Annotated in this window: 14 protein-coding genes and 1 pseudogene; 10 read left to right on the plus strand and 5 right to left on the minus strand. The window is 62.0% G+C overall.

The window, feature by feature from the left end:
- Positions 1 to 267: 267 nt before the first annotated feature.
- A complete protein-coding gene (locus LKX83_RS16480) occupies positions 268 to 822 on the minus strand; it encodes a GNAT family N-acetyltransferase (RefSeq protein ID WP_227883386.1) in 555 nt (184 codons plus the stop codon).
- 215 nt (positions 823 to 1,037) lie between these two features.
- On the opposite strand from LKX83_RS16480, the gene LKX83_RS16485 reads away from it, so the two are divergent.
- Entirely contained in the window at positions 1,038 to 2,249 is a 1,212-nt protein-coding gene (locus LKX83_RS16485; RefSeq protein ID WP_227883387.1) for a copper amine oxidase N-terminal domain-containing protein, read from the plus strand.
- Between the two features lie 173 nt (positions 2,250 to 2,422).
- Here the strand turns inward: LKX83_RS16485 and LKX83_RS16490 are convergent.
- A pseudogene (locus LKX83_RS16490) lies at positions 2,423 to 2,587 on the minus strand (aldo/keto reductase); the annotation flags it as partial.
- 361 nt (positions 2,588 to 2,948) lie between these two features.
- Between LKX83_RS16490 and LKX83_RS16495 the strand changes: the two are divergent.
- The 9 genes from LKX83_RS16495 (at position 2,949) to LKX83_RS16535 (ending at position 10,885) form a co-directional block, all read left to right on the plus strand.
- The gene (locus LKX83_RS16495) at positions 2,949 to 3,848 is read left to right on the plus strand and encodes a LysR family transcriptional regulator (protein WP_227883388.1); all 900 of its coding nucleotides are present in this window, start codon (positions 2,949 to 2,951) and stop codon (positions 3,846 to 3,848) included.
- Between the two features lie 179 nt (positions 3,849 to 4,027).
- Positions 4,028 to 4,921, plus strand: a complete 894-nt coding sequence (locus LKX83_RS16500) for a transporter substrate-binding domain-containing protein (RefSeq protein WP_227883389.1) — start codon at positions 4,028 to 4,030, stop codon at positions 4,919 to 4,921.
- 29 nt (positions 4,922 to 4,950) lie between these two features.
- Positions 4,951 to 5,733, plus strand: coding sequence for an amino acid ABC transporter permease (locus LKX83_RS16505; RefSeq protein ID WP_227883390.1), 783 nt, complete (start codon positions 4,951 to 4,953; stop codon positions 5,731 to 5,733).
- On the plus strand, positions 5,730 to 6,440 hold the full coding sequence (locus tag LKX83_RS16510; RefSeq protein ID WP_227883391.1) for an amino acid ABC transporter permease: 711 nt from the start codon (positions 5,730 to 5,732) through the stop codon (positions 6,438 to 6,440). Before LKX83_RS16505 ends, LKX83_RS16510 begins: the two co-directional genes overlap by 4 nt.
- A complete protein-coding gene (locus LKX83_RS16515) occupies positions 6,437 to 7,189 on the plus strand; it encodes an amino acid ABC transporter ATP-binding protein (RefSeq protein WP_227883392.1) in 753 nt (250 codons plus the stop codon). The genes LKX83_RS16510 and LKX83_RS16515 overlap by 4 nt, the downstream gene beginning before the upstream one ends.
- Before the next feature lie 20 nt (positions 7,190 to 7,209).
- Positions 7,210 to 8,232 carry an LLM class flavin-dependent oxidoreductase gene (locus LKX83_RS16520; protein ID WP_227883393.1) on the plus strand — a complete coding sequence of 341 codons (1,023 nt, stop codon included), beginning with the start codon at positions 7,210 to 7,212 and terminating at the stop codon, positions 8,230 to 8,232.
- Positions 8,229 to 8,825 carry a DinB family protein gene (locus tag LKX83_RS16525; RefSeq protein ID WP_370639090.1) on the plus strand — a complete coding sequence of 199 codons (597 nt, stop codon included), beginning with the start codon at positions 8,229 to 8,231 and terminating at the stop codon, positions 8,823 to 8,825. Before LKX83_RS16520 ends, LKX83_RS16525 begins: the two co-directional genes overlap by 4 nt.
- Positions 8,826 to 8,827: 2 nt before the next feature.
- Positions 8,828 to 9,358, plus strand: a complete 531-nt coding sequence (locus LKX83_RS16530) for a GNAT family N-acetyltransferase (protein WP_227883394.1) — start codon at positions 8,828 to 8,830, stop codon at positions 9,356 to 9,358.
- A gap of 189 nt (positions 9,359 to 9,547) precedes the next feature.
- The gene (locus LKX83_RS16535) at positions 9,548 to 10,885 is read left to right on the plus strand and encodes an LLM class flavin-dependent oxidoreductase (RefSeq protein ID WP_227883395.1); all 1,338 of its coding nucleotides are present in this window, start codon (positions 9,548 to 9,550) and stop codon (positions 10,883 to 10,885) included.
- 200 nt (positions 10,886 to 11,085) lie between these two features.
- Here the strand turns inward: LKX83_RS16535 and LKX83_RS16540 are convergent, their stop codons facing one another.
- From LKX83_RS16540 to LKX83_RS16550, 3 genes are all read right to left on the minus strand, one after another.
- Positions 11,086 to 11,391: a hypothetical protein gene (locus LKX83_RS16540; protein WP_227883396.1), complete on the minus strand. Its 306-nt coding sequence runs from the start codon at positions 11,389 to 11,391 to the stop codon at positions 11,086 to 11,088.
- Positions 11,378 to 11,740 carry an alpha-helical endospore appendage domain-containing protein gene (locus LKX83_RS16545; protein WP_227883397.1) on the minus strand — a complete coding sequence of 121 codons (363 nt, stop codon included), beginning with the start codon at positions 11,738 to 11,740 and terminating at the stop codon, positions 11,378 to 11,380. Before LKX83_RS16545 ends, LKX83_RS16540 begins: the two co-directional genes overlap by 14 nt.
- A 192-nt stretch (positions 11,741 to 11,932) precedes the next feature.
- Positions 11,933 to 15,223 (minus strand): DEAD/DEAH box helicase, encoded by a 3,291-nt coding sequence (locus tag LKX83_RS16550; RefSeq protein WP_227883398.1) that lies wholly within the window; start codon positions 15,221 to 15,223, stop codon positions 11,933 to 11,935.
- Between the last annotated feature and the right edge of the window lie 239 nt (positions 15,224 to 15,462).

Below are 15,462 nucleotides of genomic sequence, written 5' to 3' on the forward strand. Positions count from 1 at the left end.
GGTAATTTCCATTACCCCTTATGTGGAAGTTTTATTCAGTGACCTAAGTAGTAACTACGAATGCAACTAATTTACTAAGCGACCCGAACCGAGCACAAACAAGGCCAAATGGCATACACCAGTGGCGAACCATCGGCCGGAATCCGACGAATTTTCACCAAGACCCAACTGAGTCATTCGAAACCAGCCTCGCAGATGGCCAAGCGTCCAAGGCAGCCGTCAGGAGTGGAAGGATCGTCAATTATTTCCAATGAAGCCAACCTTCACTTAGCGTGGAAGCTGGGGTCTCCCGTCCGGCCGCAGATCGATCCAGAACCGTTTCACCACGTTGCCGTTTTCTTCGATGTAGCTCGCGTCAGGCACGCCGCCGTTATTGACGATCGTGCGCTCGGAGGCGATATTGTCCGCGTCGCAGACGACCAGCACCCGGTCCCAGCCCCATGATCGGGTCATCTCGAGCGTCAGGGACAGCAGCCGGGTAGCGTAGCCCTTCCTTCGCTCCGACGGCCGGATGCCGTAGCCGATATGCCCTCCGCTTTGGAGGAGCTTGTCGGTCAGCCGGTGCCGGATGTTGACGGCCCCGAGCACCCGGCCGGACGAGCCGACCAACCAGAAGGTGGAGTCGGGGACCCATCCTTCGGGGAGATGTTCCCCTTTCTCGTTGTCGAGCAGAAACCGGACCATCGCCGCAAAATCCGTCGGGTCCCGCTCGATCACCCAAGGAACCATGTCTTCTCCGCTCGCCAGCCATTCCCGGTAAAACGAAACGTACTCCTCGCGCAAGTCCGTTGTCGGTCTTGCCAGCCGAACCTCTTCGCGCATCGGCGTCCTCCTTTTGGCGCGAACCGCACTTTGTCTCTCCATTATAAGGGACTTTCCGCCCGACAGGGAGCTCCCATGAACACCTGATTCGGTCCTGGTCAGATAGTAGGAGATTCCGTCTTTTTGTCCTTTTATCCCGATGGGATTGGAAGTAAGATGGGGGTTAATGTCGCAGCGCATGCTGGGCAAATCTCATCGGATAGGGGAATCGAATGATGAAAAAACGATGGACCGGATGGCTGGCCGCAGCGGTGCTGTTGGCCTCCGCAGGCACTGCTTCCGCAGGTACGGCCTCCGCAGCGGCTAAGGACCAGCCGATTCAGGTCACGTTAAACGGGAGCGCGTTGCAGTTCGAGACGGCGCCGGTCATCGTGAAGGGAAGGGTGTACGTCGCGTTCCGTCCGCTGTTCAAGCAGTTGGGTTACACGGTCGATTATGCCGAGGCGACAAAGCGGATCAAGGCCAAGTCCGACCAGCGCGAACTGGAGATGACGGTTGGCGGGGCGGATGCTCTCGCGGGCGGCCAGTCCATTCCCATCGACGGACAGCTCAAGGTGATCAACGGAAGCACCTTTATCGGCGTGAAATTCCTCGGCTCGCTCTCGGACAAGAAGGTCGAGTGGCAGCCGGAGAGCCGGACGGTCGCGATGGTCGACAACGTGACTGTCAATCCGCAAGAGGCGGCGCTCTATCCTGTACTGGAAAAGCTGGCGACGGCCGAGGCTGCGGCGGACGCGGATGCTCTGGCGTCGCTGTTCGCGGACGATTCGCCGCAGAAGGCCGGGTTGGCCGACGCGCTGAAGGCGCAATTCCAGGTTGTGAAGACTGCGACCTCTTTCGTCAGCAAAGAGATTCGCGCTTACGCTGATCAGGAGGCTACCGTGGTCACGGTAGAGGAGACCAAGAAGGTCAGCGGCGGCTTCTATCCGAACACCCGCTCGGAGGTGCAGTATACGCTCCATCCGGGCGTGGACGGGCAGTGGCGAATCTACTCGGCAGAAGTGCTGTCGACGGAATTCACCAATATCGACGAGCTGCTGGCGCACCCGGCTGCGCTGCCGGCGTCGGAGGAGTCGGCGATCAAGGCCGTGCTGGAGAAGCAAGCGGCAGCTTCGAACGCGGAGAATCTCGAAGATTATCTGGCGACGATGTTCTATACCGACGACGTGACGCAAGAAGATGTAGCCGATGAGCTCCAGCAGGTGTTTGAAGACTACGATGCCTCGCTGACGCTGGACAAAGTGGTCGTAGCCGACTACAACGGGTCGGACAGTGCGACCCTCTTGTTCGTCGCGACCACGGAAGTGAACGCCGGCGGCCAGAAGGTCAAGAGTAGCGTCACGGTCGCCAACGCCGCACGGAAGCAGAACGGCCAATGGCTGCTTGATCCGGTGGCGCAGCAATTGTCGGTGAAGCCGATCACCTAGGTTAAGGAGAAACGGGGGAGAGAAGCAGCGACGCATACGTGCCAGCCTGGCCGCAAAACGCGGCCTACCCGCGCGAAGCGGCGCCCAGGCGCCCGCCCAGGCAGGGCCGCTCCCTGCGCACGAACAAGCGCCCTGCCGCAACGGCAGGGCGCTTGTCTTCGTGCGTGCTCGGGTCAAGGCAGCGCCCGTCCGCGCGAGGCGAGGTACAGCGAATACCATTCCTCGCGGGAGAGCTCGACCTTCTCGGCGTCCGCGCAGGCGCGAATGCGGGCGGGGTTGGCCGTGCCGATGACCGGCTGGATCTTGGCCGGGTGTGGAAATCCCAGTTTGACCCCTTCTCCGAATCGTGTTAAGATCTTAAACAAAGTTATCGGGTAAGCGATATAAGAATTAAATATTAGCTTCATTGTTCGGCGGGTTGACCGATCGATCGGAGACCTCCCTATTGCGCATCCTTCGATGCGGGAAGGGGAGGTCTTTTTGTCAGTCATACAGAATGTATTAGTTCTACACTTAACCATTTCTGCATGACCTCCGATAAAAACGTGTCGCCGTTCGGGAAGACGGCAAAGCCGTTTTTACTTGTCACGCGATAAGCGGGAAGATCGATTGCTTTCCGGAGCGCCTTTCGAGAAGAACGACGGTTCTTCGACGGAAGGCTTTCTTTTCATTCGATTGGAGGAGAAGGGGGCCGAAAGCATGAATATCGAAAATATCGAAGCCTTTGTCTACGTCCTGCACTATGGCAGCTTCAACAAGGCGGCCGACGCGCTGTATCTGTCGCAGCCATCCGTGACGGCGCGCATCCAGACGCTCGAACGCGAGCTGGACTGCATCCTATTCGACCGGGTCGGCAAGCAGGTGCACCTGACGGAAAAGGGAAAGCTGTTCCATCCGTACGCTCAGCAATTGATCGATACGTACCGCAAGAGCAAGCAGCAGCTTCGGCAGACGATGACGAACAAGGAGGAGCTGAGGATCGGCTGCACCTCGTCCGTCGCCCACTACATGCTGCCCGAGCTGATCCCCGATCTTCGCGCCCGCTTTCCCCTGCTCCGCTTCAAGCTCGTGACCGGCACGACGGACGACATCGCCGCTCGGGTGCTGGACAAGGAGCTGGACATCGGCTTCGTGCGCAAGATCAGCCACCCCGATCTGCAGTCCGCCGTCGTCTACGAAGATCCGATCCGCCTGTACGTCTATGGGGGACATCCGTTCGCGGATGCGGAACGCCTGCCGATCGAAGCGCTCGGGCAAGAGCCGCTCCTGTTCTTCGAATGCGGGGCGCTCGACTGGATGCGGATACATCGGGTGTTCGAGAACCTCAGTCCGCTGCCGAATCTGATCCTGCAGACGGACAATCTGGAGACGGCCAAGAAGCTGGTGCTGCAGAAGGCGGGAATCTGCTTTCTTCCCGGCTTGAGCGTCAGGCAAGAGAAGGCGCTCGGGCTGATGAAGCCGATCGACTTTCCCGAGACGTCCGGCATCGCGCTGAAGACCTGTCTGATCAGCCGGCAAGGGGAGAATGACGCATATTTCCAAGACATCCTCCGCATCGCGTACGACCGGTTCTCCCGCTCGAACGGATGGATCGAATAGTTGCATGGATCGATAGAGGATCTCTATTATCCGGCATATTGACGCTTCGGAGTCACGGGTGTACATTGATTTCAATATAATTCTTACTATGCGGGTATGAATTATAAACATTGAATGAATCGACCCGTCAACCGGAGTTCATTCGCCCATATGCGAAGAGAGAATCGGAGGGTATGAGGATGAGAAAAGGTCTTTGGCTCACGACCGCGTTGGTACTGGTATCGGTGCTAGCCGGCTGCGGCAACAAGAACGATTCGAACGGGGGAGCGGCTTCCCAGGCGTCTCCGTCCGGTTCGGCGCCGGCGCCGGCATCCGCTTCGCCAACGCCAAGCCAGGAGGCTTCGGGATCGGCGGCGGTGAAGAAGATCGTCGTCGGCACGGGGACGCAGTTCCCCCGGGTATGCTTCATCGACGAGAACGGCAAGCTGACCGGGTTCGACGTCGAGCTCGTGAAGGAGATTGACAAACGGTTGGCGGATTACGAGTTCGAGCTGCAGACGCTGGACTTCTCCAACCTGCTGCTGAGCCTCGAGACAAAAAAGATCGACTTCGTCGCCCACGAGATGGAGAAGAACCCGGAGCGAGAAGCGAAATACCTGTTCAACAAAGAGCCTTACGCCCACTGGCGCAACAAGATCATCGTCGCCAAGGACAACGATACGATCGATTCGCTGGACGATCTGGTCGGCAAAAAAGTGCTGACAAGCGCGACCAGCGCGGAAGCGCAAATCCTGGAGAACTACAACAAGTCGCACGATAAGAAGATCAACATCGTCTACCAGAGCGGCGCCGCCAACGATACGGTGGCCCAAGTGGCGAGCGGCCGCGTCGACGCCACGCTGGGCGCGGATTTCACGCTGTCCCTCATCGATCCGAAGGGGCAGCTGAAGACGACCGGCGACGATCTCAGCGAGGCGGATATTCTGTTCGTCTTCCGCAAGGACGATCCCGATTCGCAGCGGCTCTCGGACGCGGTCGACGGCGCGATCAAGGAGATCAAGGCCGACGGCACGCTCGGCAAGCTCAGCAAGGAATGGCTCGGTCAGGACTATACGTCGGACGACGCCAAGTAGAAGACTCGGGAGGACGGTGAAGCACGCGGATGGGTACGTCTTTCGACATCTCCTATGTGTTCGATTACTTCGTGAAGCTGCTGCCGTATATTCGGATCACGCTGACGATCGTCGGCTGCTCCCTCTTGATCGGCCTCGGCATCGGACTGCTCGTGGCCCTGCCGCGGATGTACCGGATTCCCGTCCTGCAGCGGTTCTCGCAGGTTTACGTCTCCTTCTTTCGCGGCACGCCGATCTTGATCCAGCTGTTCCTGTTCTACTACGGGATGCCGGAGATGCTGAAGCTGATCCACATCGACGTCACCAAGGTGCCCGCGCTATATTTCGTCATCTTCGCCTACGCGCTGCATACCGGCGCGTTCCTTTCCGAATCGATCCGCGGCGCGGTCGGCGCGGTGGACCGGGGGCAGGTCGAGGCTGCCTACGCGGTCGGGATGACCGGCTATCAGGCGTTCGGTCGAATCGTGCTGCCGCAGGCGCTCGGTATCGCCATTCCCGTGTTCGCCAACCTGGTGATCGCGGTGCTCAAGGACACCTCGCTTGCCTTTTCCCTCGGCATCATGGAGCTGACCGGGAAGTCCCAGACGCTCCCGACGATGTCGCAGCACTTCTTCGAGGCGTACTTGTCGCTCGCGCTCATCTACTTCATCATCAGCATCGCCCTGGAGAAGCTGTTCTTCGCCGTCGAGCGCCGATTGCTCCGCTACGAGGGCGACCGCGACCGGGACGGCAGGGCGGCGAGCGGACGCAAGTGGCTGAACCGCCGCTTCTCTGGCAGGCTTGAACTTCAGAAGGAGGGGGCAAGGCCATGAAGCTGGACCCGGCGTTCATCTGGACCGCGTTCATAGAGCTGCTGTCCGCCATTCCGACCACGCTCGAGATCGCGGGCGTGTCCGTCCTATGCGGCATCCTGATCGGGACGGCCGTGGCGCTCGTTCGCATCTATCGCGTGCCGGTGCTTCATCCGATCGCGTCGGCCTACGTCACGTTCATCAGGGGCACGCCGATGTTGACCCATCTGCTGCTCATTCTGTTCGGCCTGCCGATGCTCATCGATGCCGTTGCCGAGTCGCTAGGCATACCGTTTCGGTCGGTCTCGATCCCGATGATCGGGTTCGTCTACATCTCCTTCTCGATCACGGAGGGGGCCTACATGTCGGAGGTCGTCCGGTCCGGGATGCTGGCGGTGAACCGCGGCCAGATCGAAGCCGCGTACGCCGTCGGGATGACGACGCCGCAGGCGCTCCGGCGGATCGTCTTCCCGCAGGCCTTCGCCGCAGCGCTTCCGAATCTGTCCAACTCCGCTATCGGCATGCTGCACGCCACCACGCTCGCTTTTGCCGCCTCGGTCGTCGACATTAACGCCAAAGCCCAGATCGTGGCCGCGACGAACTGGAAGTTCTTCGAAGCTTATCTCGCGGCGGCTTTGCTTTTCTGGGGGCTGACGTTCCTCATCGAGCGGCTGACCGCGCTGCTGGAGAAACGGATCAATTCTTACAATCGAGGTGGAGTGGCATGATCCGATTGACGCAAATCCGCAAATCGTTCGGTCGCAACGAAGTGCTGAAGGGCATCGACCTGACCGTGCGCAAAGGGGAGGTCGTCGCCATTCTGGGACCGAGCGGTTCCGGCAAAACGACGCTGCTCCGCTGCATCAACTACCTGGAGCGGCCAAGCGACGGCGAGATCGAGATCGGGGAGCTGCGCGTGAAGTGCAAGCACCCGTCCAAGCAAGAGATTCACCGCCTTCGCGGCAAATCGGCGATGGTCTTCCAGCAATACAACCTGTTCAAGCACAAAACCGCGGCGGAGAACGTCATGGAAGGACTCGTCGTCGTGCAAAAGGTGCCGAAGGAAGAGGCTCGCAAGCGCAGCGTCGAGCTGCTCGAGAAGGTCGGGCTCGGCGCGAAGCTGGACGCCTACCCGAGTCAGCTGTCCGGCGGCCAGCAGCAGCGCGTCGGCATCGCCAGGGCGCTGGCGCTGAACCCGGAGGTCATCCTGTTCGACGAGCCGACGTCGGCGCTTGATCCGGAGCTCGTCGGCGAAGTGCTGGCCGTCATCCGCAAGATCGCGAAGGAAGGCATCACCATGATAATCGTCACGCACGAGATGAATTTCGCCCAGGAAGTCGCGAACCGCGTCGTCTTCATGGACCAAGGAGCCGTCGTGGAGGAGGGCGCGCCGAACGAGCTGTTCCGGTCGCCCAAGGAAGAGCGGACGAGACAATTCCTGCAGCGGATGACGCCGGAAGCCGTCTATTCGATCTAAGCGAGAGGAGTGTCAGCGATATGGCATTTACATTCGGCATCTTGGATCAAACGATCGTCTTCCCCGGGCAGACGCCCGCGGAAGCGTACGGGAACACCGTCAAGCTGGCCCGGCTGGCCGAAGCGCTCGGCTACGAACGATTCTGGGTGTCGGAGCACCACGACTCGGGCCAGACGGCCGGCTCGTCGCCGGAAGTGCTGATCTCCCACCTGCTGGCCAAGACGGAGCGGATCCGCATCGGCTCCGGCGGGGTGATGCTGCAGCACTACAGCCCCTACAAAGTCGCGGAGAACTTCAACGTGCTCGCGACGCTCGCCCCCGGCCGGGTGGAGCTCGGCATCGGCCGCGCGCCGGGCGGCCTCCCGCGTTCGACCCGAGCGCTGCAGCAGGGGCAGGCGGATTCGCAGGAACTGTCCGTGAAGCTGGCCGAGCTGGAGCGGTTCCTCTCGGGCCCGGCGGGGGAGGATCATCCGCTGGCAGGCCTTCAGGCCAATCCGCTGCCCGCCGAGCCCGCCGGCATCTTCTTGCTCGGCACGAGCGTATCCAGCGCCGAATTGGCGGCGGAGCGGGGCTTGCCGTACGCGTTCGCCCTCTTTATCAACAACGATCCGGACACGGCGAGCCGCGCGTTCGCGACGTACAAGGACCGCTTCAACCGGGCGTCCGGCCGGCAGCCGAAGCCGATCCTGGCGCTCTCGGTCATCGCCTCCGACACGGAGGAGGAGGCCGCGGAGCTGGCGGGCGCCTTCAAGAGCGTCCGCGTGACGCTTGGGAGCGGCAAGACGGTGAACGTCGGCTCGCTCGAGCAGGCCGAGGAATTCGCCCGGCAGGCGGGCGAGACGTACACCGCCGAGGTGCGGGACGCGGACATCACGAGGGGGACGAAGGACGTCGTGCGCCGGCGGCTGCTGGAGCTGTCGGAGAAGTACGGGGTCGAGGATCTGATCTTCACCACGATCATCGGAGACTTTGCCAAGCGGGTCCGTTCGTTCGAGATTCTGAAGGAAGCGTTGACGGAGCAGCCGGAGGAGGCGACGCCATGAGTTCATTCGCGCAAGAGATCGAAGCGTATCTGCGAACGTACGAGGAATTGAAGAGCGCCATCAAGGGGCTGAACGAAGAGGAACTGCACTGGAAGCCGGCACCGTCCAAATGGAGCGTCACCGAGGTGCTCGCGCACCTCGTCGATCATGCGATCGTCATCTCCTTCCGCATTCGGGAGATTCTGTCCGGCTCCGAGACGCGGCTGCCCGCCTTTGCCCAAGACGCATGGATCGCGGGACAGCGGGCGAACGAGGCGGAGGCGGTGGATGTGCTGGAGGCGTTCCACGCGCTGGTCGAGTACCATGCGCTGCTGTTGCGCCGGCTGTCCGACGCGGACTGGGACCGGTCGGCGGTCAACTTCAAGGGGGAGACTGTGACGCTGCTTCAAGTCGTTCGGGCGTTCGCGGCCCATGCGCACAATCATGTGGGGCAGATCGAACGGATCAAGGCGGCTGCCGGTACGGTCGGCAAAGGCTTCGGGAGTTGGAGTGCCGTCAGCTCCGGCCCCGGCAGTTCCAGCGGTTCCGGTGCGGGCGGCGCCGAATCGGTGGGCTCCGGCTCCGGCTTGGCCGCGCAAGAAGGGAGGGCTTGACGATGGCCGAATCGAAGCTCCGGATTCGGGATGCGGAGATGGCCGATCTCGAAGCCATCCGCCAAGTGCTGCTCTCGGCTTACGAGCAATATCGGCACGACCTCCCGGCGGAGCGTTGGAGCGAATATCGCGAGAACATCGCCCATGCCGTCGATAGGCCCGGGGCGACCGACTGGCTGGTCGCCGAACGGGAAGGGGCGATTGTCGGCAGCGCCACGCTGTTCGATTCCTCGTTGGCGGCGTACGGACGGGACCTCGGGATCGAGTCCCCGATCGTACGGCTGCTCGCCGTCGCGCCCGAGGCCCGGGGCCAAGGCGTGGCGACGGCGCTGCTCCGCGAATCGGCCAGGCGGGCGAAGCTCGCGGGCGCCGAGACGCTCCATCTGCATACGTCGGACATGATGGCATCCGCCGTCCGCCTCTACGAGCGGCTCGGCTTCGAGCGCGCGACCGACAAGGATATCTGGAACGGCGACACGCTGGTGAAGAGCTATCGGCTGCGCGTGTCGGAGACGGCGCTGTCGGAGTCGTAAGACACGCGAGCGGTGAAGGCTGCCAGGTTCATGCGCTGCGTGGAGACGGCGATGGGGATAGGCAAGGGCGACAGCGTTGCCGGAGCCGCAGGCTGCAAAATGACGGAGTCAGTGGATTCTGAAGCCGTGTTAGCGGCGGCCGGGAGGCGTAAACGGCAGAATGATCGAATCACGAAGGAGGAGAATGACATGGCCAATCGGAAAAATTTGAAATTCGGCGCGATCATCCACGGGGTAGGCGGGAACATCTCGGCCTGGAGACATCCCGAGATTCCGGCGGACGCCAGCGTCAGCTTTCCCTTCTACGTGCAAGCCGCGCAGAAGGCGGAGGAAGGCTTGTTCGACCTGGTGTTCATCGCAGACGGCCTCTATATCAACGAGAAGTCGATCCCGCACTTCCTGAACCGCTTCGAGCCGATTACGATTCTGTCGGCGCTGGCGGCGGCGACGAGCAAGATCGGTCTCGTCGGCACGCTGTCCAGCTCGTACAGCGAGCCGTTCACGGTTGCGCGGCAGTTCGCCTCGCTCGATATGATCAGTGGCGGCCGCGCGGGATGGAACGTCGTCACGTCCCCGCTCGAAGGCTCCGCCCGCAACTATAGCAAGCCGGAGCATCCGAGCCATGACGAACGCTACCGGATCGCCGAAGAATATTTGCAGGTCGCCAAAGGGCTGTGGGATTCGTGGGAGGACGACGCGTTTGTGCGCGACAAGGCGTCCGGCGTCTTCTTCGATCCGGCCAAGATGCATCGGCTGAACCACAAAGGCCGCTACTTCTCCGTGGAAGGACCGCTGAACATCGCCAGATCGCGGCAGGGGCAGCCCGTCATTTTCCAGGCGGGCTCCTCGGAGAGCGGCAAGGACCTGGCGGCGAAGGAAGCGGACGCCGTGTTCACCGGGCAGGAGCTGATCGAGGACGCCAAGGCGTTCTACCGCGACGTAAAGGACCGGGCCGTCTCCTACGGACGCTCTCGTGACGATCTGGTCATCCTGCCGGGAATCGGCCCGATCATCGGCAGCACGGAGGAGGAGGCGGAGCGGAAGTACGAGGAGATCGCCGGCCTCGTGTCGATCGACAAGGCGCTCGATTATCTCGGCCGCTTTTTCGACCATCACGACTTCTCGCAATATCCGCTCGACGAGCCGTTCCCGGACATCGGGGATCTCGGCAGCAACAGCTTCCGCAGCGGCACGGACAAGATCAAGCAGACGGCCAAGGAGGAAGGGCTGACGCTCCGCCAAGTCGCGCTCCGTTCGGCGACGCCCCGGGGATCGTTCATCGGCACGCCCGAGAAGATCGCCGATCTCCTTCAGCGGTGGCATGAAGAAGAGGCGGCGGACGGCTTCATCATCCACTCGGCGTTCCCGAGCGGGCTGACCGACTTCGTCGAGCAGGTCGTGCCGATCCTGCAACGCCGAGGCATCTACCGGACGGCGTACGAGTCCGACACGTTGAGAGGCAACTTGGGCATCCCGATCCCGGCCAACCGGCACACGGTCGCCCGGTCGCAGGCTGCTGCGTTCTGACCGGCACACGAAATCGATCGATAAATAGGGAGATTCTCGTCTTCGTTTTGAAGAAGAGAGGTCTCCTTTTTCATTTGCGGATCGGCAAGCAGAAGTTGCTCATCCCGCAGTTGGATTCCCCGCGAGATGCTGCGGTGGGCGCCTGCCGCCGGCGTCTCGCCGGCGCGAAAAAGAGGAGCGCTTAAACTGCGCTCCATCGGTCAGAGCTTTTCCCGGCTGACGCGAGAGATTCGGGCCGCTTCGTTAAAAAAGGAGGGGGCTTGGCTGTTGGGAGACCGGCGCACGCGGGGGGACAGCTCGGGCGGCAGCAGGTGCGCGCTTCCCGTCATTTCGGCCAAGGTTCGCATCAGCTTGACGGTTTCCTCCTGCAATCGCCCGACAGCCGACAGCGGACGCGGGCCGAGCGCCCGGCCGGCCTCGGCCAAGAGCCGTATGCCTTCCAGCGCCTCGTGAAAAGGAGCCAAATAGGCGTTCGCGAAGACGTCCCGTTTGTCATCCGTCCGCATCGCAGCGCTCCTGTTCGGCCAGCAGCGACTGCGCGCTTTCGACGGTGTGCAGCAGGAGCCTCTGGATATCGGCCAGCGACTCGATCATGCGCGTGACGCTGGTCTGGAAATCATGGATCTGCTGATGGGACGGCGAGGTGGGAAAATCGCCGCCGGGACCTGCGAATGCCCGTATTTTCATCGCCTCGGCTTGGAGGAGACAGGAAATGGCCGTCTCCTGGCTGGCGACCGCCGTCAGCATGTCATGAAGCACATCCGAACGGGTCGCCTTTCGAACGCCCGGGGCCGACAGCTTGTACGGCGGCGCGGCATGTTCGCCTGGACCGGGGGCGGCTTCAAGAGGGGCCATGCGCTCTCACCTGCCTCGGTGGGGTGCTCATGCGCGTCTATTCTTCGCCATCTTCGACCGCGCATTCAGAATATCGTATGCGCGCACGCCGGGGTTCATGTGCGAATATGCGAGCGTAGGAGAAGACCGGGACGGCGACAAGCCGCCGCGGCCGAGGTGATGATTCTCCATCTCCGGCCGCGGCTCGTCGATTTAGATCATTAACAATTCGCGGATTTCCTCTTCGGTAATCGAAGACAAGGCTTCCTCGCCCGGCTGGATGACTTCGGCGATGAGGTCTTTTTTGCGCTGCTGCAGCTCGTACATCTTCTCCTCGATCGTCCCCTCCGTGACGAGGCGGATGACCTGGACGACTTTCTTCTGGCCGATGCGATGCGCCCGGTCGGCCGCCTGCTGCTCGACTGCGGGGTTCCACCACAGATCGTACAGGATGACCGTATCGGCTCCCGTCAGGTTCAGCCCTGTACCCCCCGCGCGCAGCGAGATGAGGAAGATGTCGTTCTCTCCCTCGTTGAAGCGGCGGCACAGCTCGACGCGCTCCTGCGGAGGCGTCGATCCGTCGAGATAGAAGCACGAGAGGCCGCGCAAGGAAAGCTCCTCGCGGATGATCGCCAGCATCGAGGTGAACTGGGAGAAGATGAGCATGCGCTTGCCGCCGCTTAGCGCCTCGTCGACGATCTCGAGCAGTTGCTCCATCTTGCCCGAGTCTCCTTCGTATTGCTCCACGAACAGCGACGGATGGCAGCAGAGCTGGCGCAGGCGGGTCAGGCCGGCCAAAATGCGCATGCGGCTTTTCTGGAAGCCTTCCTCGCGCAGATGAAGCACCGTCTCCGCCTGCAGCTTCGCCAGATAGGCGACGTACAGCTTCTTCTGCTCGTCGGTCAGCTCGGAATGCTGCAGCGTCTCGATCTTGTCGGGCAGCTCCTTGAGCACGTCGCTCTTCATCCTGCGGAGGATAAAGGGACGGGCCCGCCTGGCGATCGTCTCGCGGGACAAATCCGCGAACGCCTTGCGGCCGCCGAACAGATCGGGAAAGACGGCATCGAAGAGCGACCACAGCTCTTCGAGCGAATTCTCGATCGGCGTGCCGGTCAGCGCGAAACGGTAGCCGGCGCGGATGCCCTTGACCGCGTGGGCGGTCTGCGTCGCGTGGTTCTTGATCGCCTGAGCCTCGTCGAGGAACAGCGAATGGAAACGCTGATCCGCATACAGCTCCATGTCCCGGCGCAGCAGCGGATAAGAGGTGATGACCACGTCGACGCGATCCAGCTCGCCGAGCATGTCGCTGCGCTCCTGCTTGGCGCCGGCGGCGAGCCGCACATTCAGCTCGGGCGCGAAGCGGGCGATTTCGTTGCGCCAGTTGTAAATGAGAGACGCCGGCGAGACGATGAGCACGGGGAGACCCGACTCCCGCAGCTCATGCTGTACGGAGACGATGAACGCGATGCTCTGCAGCGTCTTGCCGAGGCCCATGTCGTCGGCGAGAATGCCGCCGAAGTGGTAGTGGGCGAGCGTCTTCATCCATTGATATCCGTACTTTTGATAGTCTCGCAGAATGCCGGACAGCGCCTGCGGCACCTCGAACTCGAGGTTGTCGGGGTTTTTCATGTTGTCCAGCAGCTGGCGCAGCGAGCGGCCGAGCTTGACGCTGGGACCGCGGACGTCGGTGTCCATGAGCTGAAGGCCGCGGACGACGGACAAATCGAGGCGCGCGCCCTTGATCTCCTGCTTGCGGACGCCCATCTCGTCCATCAGGCGCGAGATTTCGAGAAAACCGCTGTCCTCGAGCGACAGATACGCTCCGCTGGACAGGCGGTAATACGGCTTCTTCTCGACGAGATTGCGCAGAATATGGCGGATCTCCTCGTCGTCGATGCCGTCGATATCGAACCGCACCTCCAACCATCGCGTGTGCGAGTCGATGTCGATCGACATCTTCGGCTGGGGAGGCGTCGACTGGATCATCGTCCGCAGCGCGCCGGTGGCGTTCACCTCGGCGAGCCGCTCCAGCTGCGGGAGGAGCCGATACTGGAAGCGGTAGATTTCCTCGTCGTCGTCCAGATACAGCTCGCTGCCGTTGTACTTGAAGTCGGCGCGTTCGATGAGGCTCATGATCCGGCTCTCGCGCTCGATGTCGCGCAGCAGGATGCGGTCCGTGCCCGTCTTGCGCAGCGCTCCGTCCGCCTTCAGCGCGTCGATCTCGATGTCGTCGTACCGATAGGTCAACCGGGCAAGCAGGCGATCGTTCACCCAGTCGAGGTCGAGCTTCGCCTGCATGCGGGGGCTGACGATCCGGTCCGAGATATGCCGGGCGATGCCGACCTCGCCGATGCGCTTCAGGCCCGGGATGACGCGGTCCATGAACGGTTCCATCTGGGCGGGGGAGATGAGCACCTGCTTCGCCGGCTTGTAGGCGAACATGCGCTTCAGCTCCTCGATCCGGCGGATCGAACCGTCGTCGACCTCGTGAAGCTTGCCTTCCGCGGCGACATAGCCGTAGTTTTCCAGAACGAGCAGCTTCTCCAGGCCCAGGATGTCGAGCTGGTAGCCGTCCATTTCGGGCGCACGATCCAGCTCGAAATGCAGGGGCGGCGGTTCGTCCGTCACCGTGATGCGTTCGGCGGTGCGCATGCCCTGTTCGAACCGGACGTCGGCTTCCGCGAACAGCGGAAGCAGCTCCTTCCATGCGAGCGGCGGCAGGATGAGAAGGCGGTCCTGCTGCAGCGAGAAGCTGCCCGGCGGGGTGCGGAAGGCGTCGCGGTACGTCGACTCGCTGCGCGCGATATCGATGAGCTTGGTCAGGATGGCGCGGTCCGCCGGCTTGAAGCGGTGGAGAAGCGGGTCGTAGGTGAAGTGCTTGGCGAAGACGAAGGGCTGCCGATGCTCGATGCGGCCAAGCACCTCCTTGATTTTCTGGACGACGTAAAGACGCCGGGGACCGAGCTTCATTTCGATCGCCAGCAGCGGCGAGCGGCTGTACTCGGAAACGGCTTTGCAAGTAAACTCCACGTCGAGCTCGGAGGCGACTTCCGCGGGGTCGGCATCGGCGTCCTCTTGAACGATCGGCGCTCCCGCGCCGCCGTCGAACAGCGAGATCAGTCCCTTGGTGAACAAGATGTCGCGGGCGGGAATGAGCGGCGTCGGCGCCGGCTCGGCCCGCCGCGGCGCGTCCTGCGCCGATGCGGGCATCGGCTCGGGCTGCTGGGCGGCATGGAGATGAATCAGGACGGCGGCGATATGCTTGCAATAATATTGGGTATGAACGACGGGGCAGTCGCATCGCGCGTCGACGACGCCCGAATCGTCCATCAGGATGCGTACGGCGTAGCGTTGGCTCCCCCAAACGTAAGCGTCGTAACGGCGTTCGGCCGGATTGTAGTCAACCTCCATGACGCGGTTCGCTTCCTCGTATTTGAGGCCGCGCTCAAAGGACGTTTGACCGCACAGCAGCTTGATCTGTTGAAGGGACAGCTTGTGGCTCATGAGAGGCTTCCTTCCCCGCCTGATACCAGCGTACTTGTTAATATTTCATTATACCACAGCGCGATTCAAGTAAACGATTGCCCTTTCGGCAGCGTCCGCGTTCGCTCGAAGCGCCTATTCGCGAACGGCATGACTGTCGCGCGTGACCGGTATGACGGCAACGCATGACCGGCGTAACTGGTCATATGATCGCTCGCCGCCCTACAATCGGGAAGATGATCGATCGGATCGAGAAGGGA

The sequence above is a fragment of the Cohnella baijiui genome (genome assembly GCF_020731285.1).
GTDB lineage: Bacteria > Bacillota > Bacilli > Paenibacillales > Paenibacillaceae > Cohnella.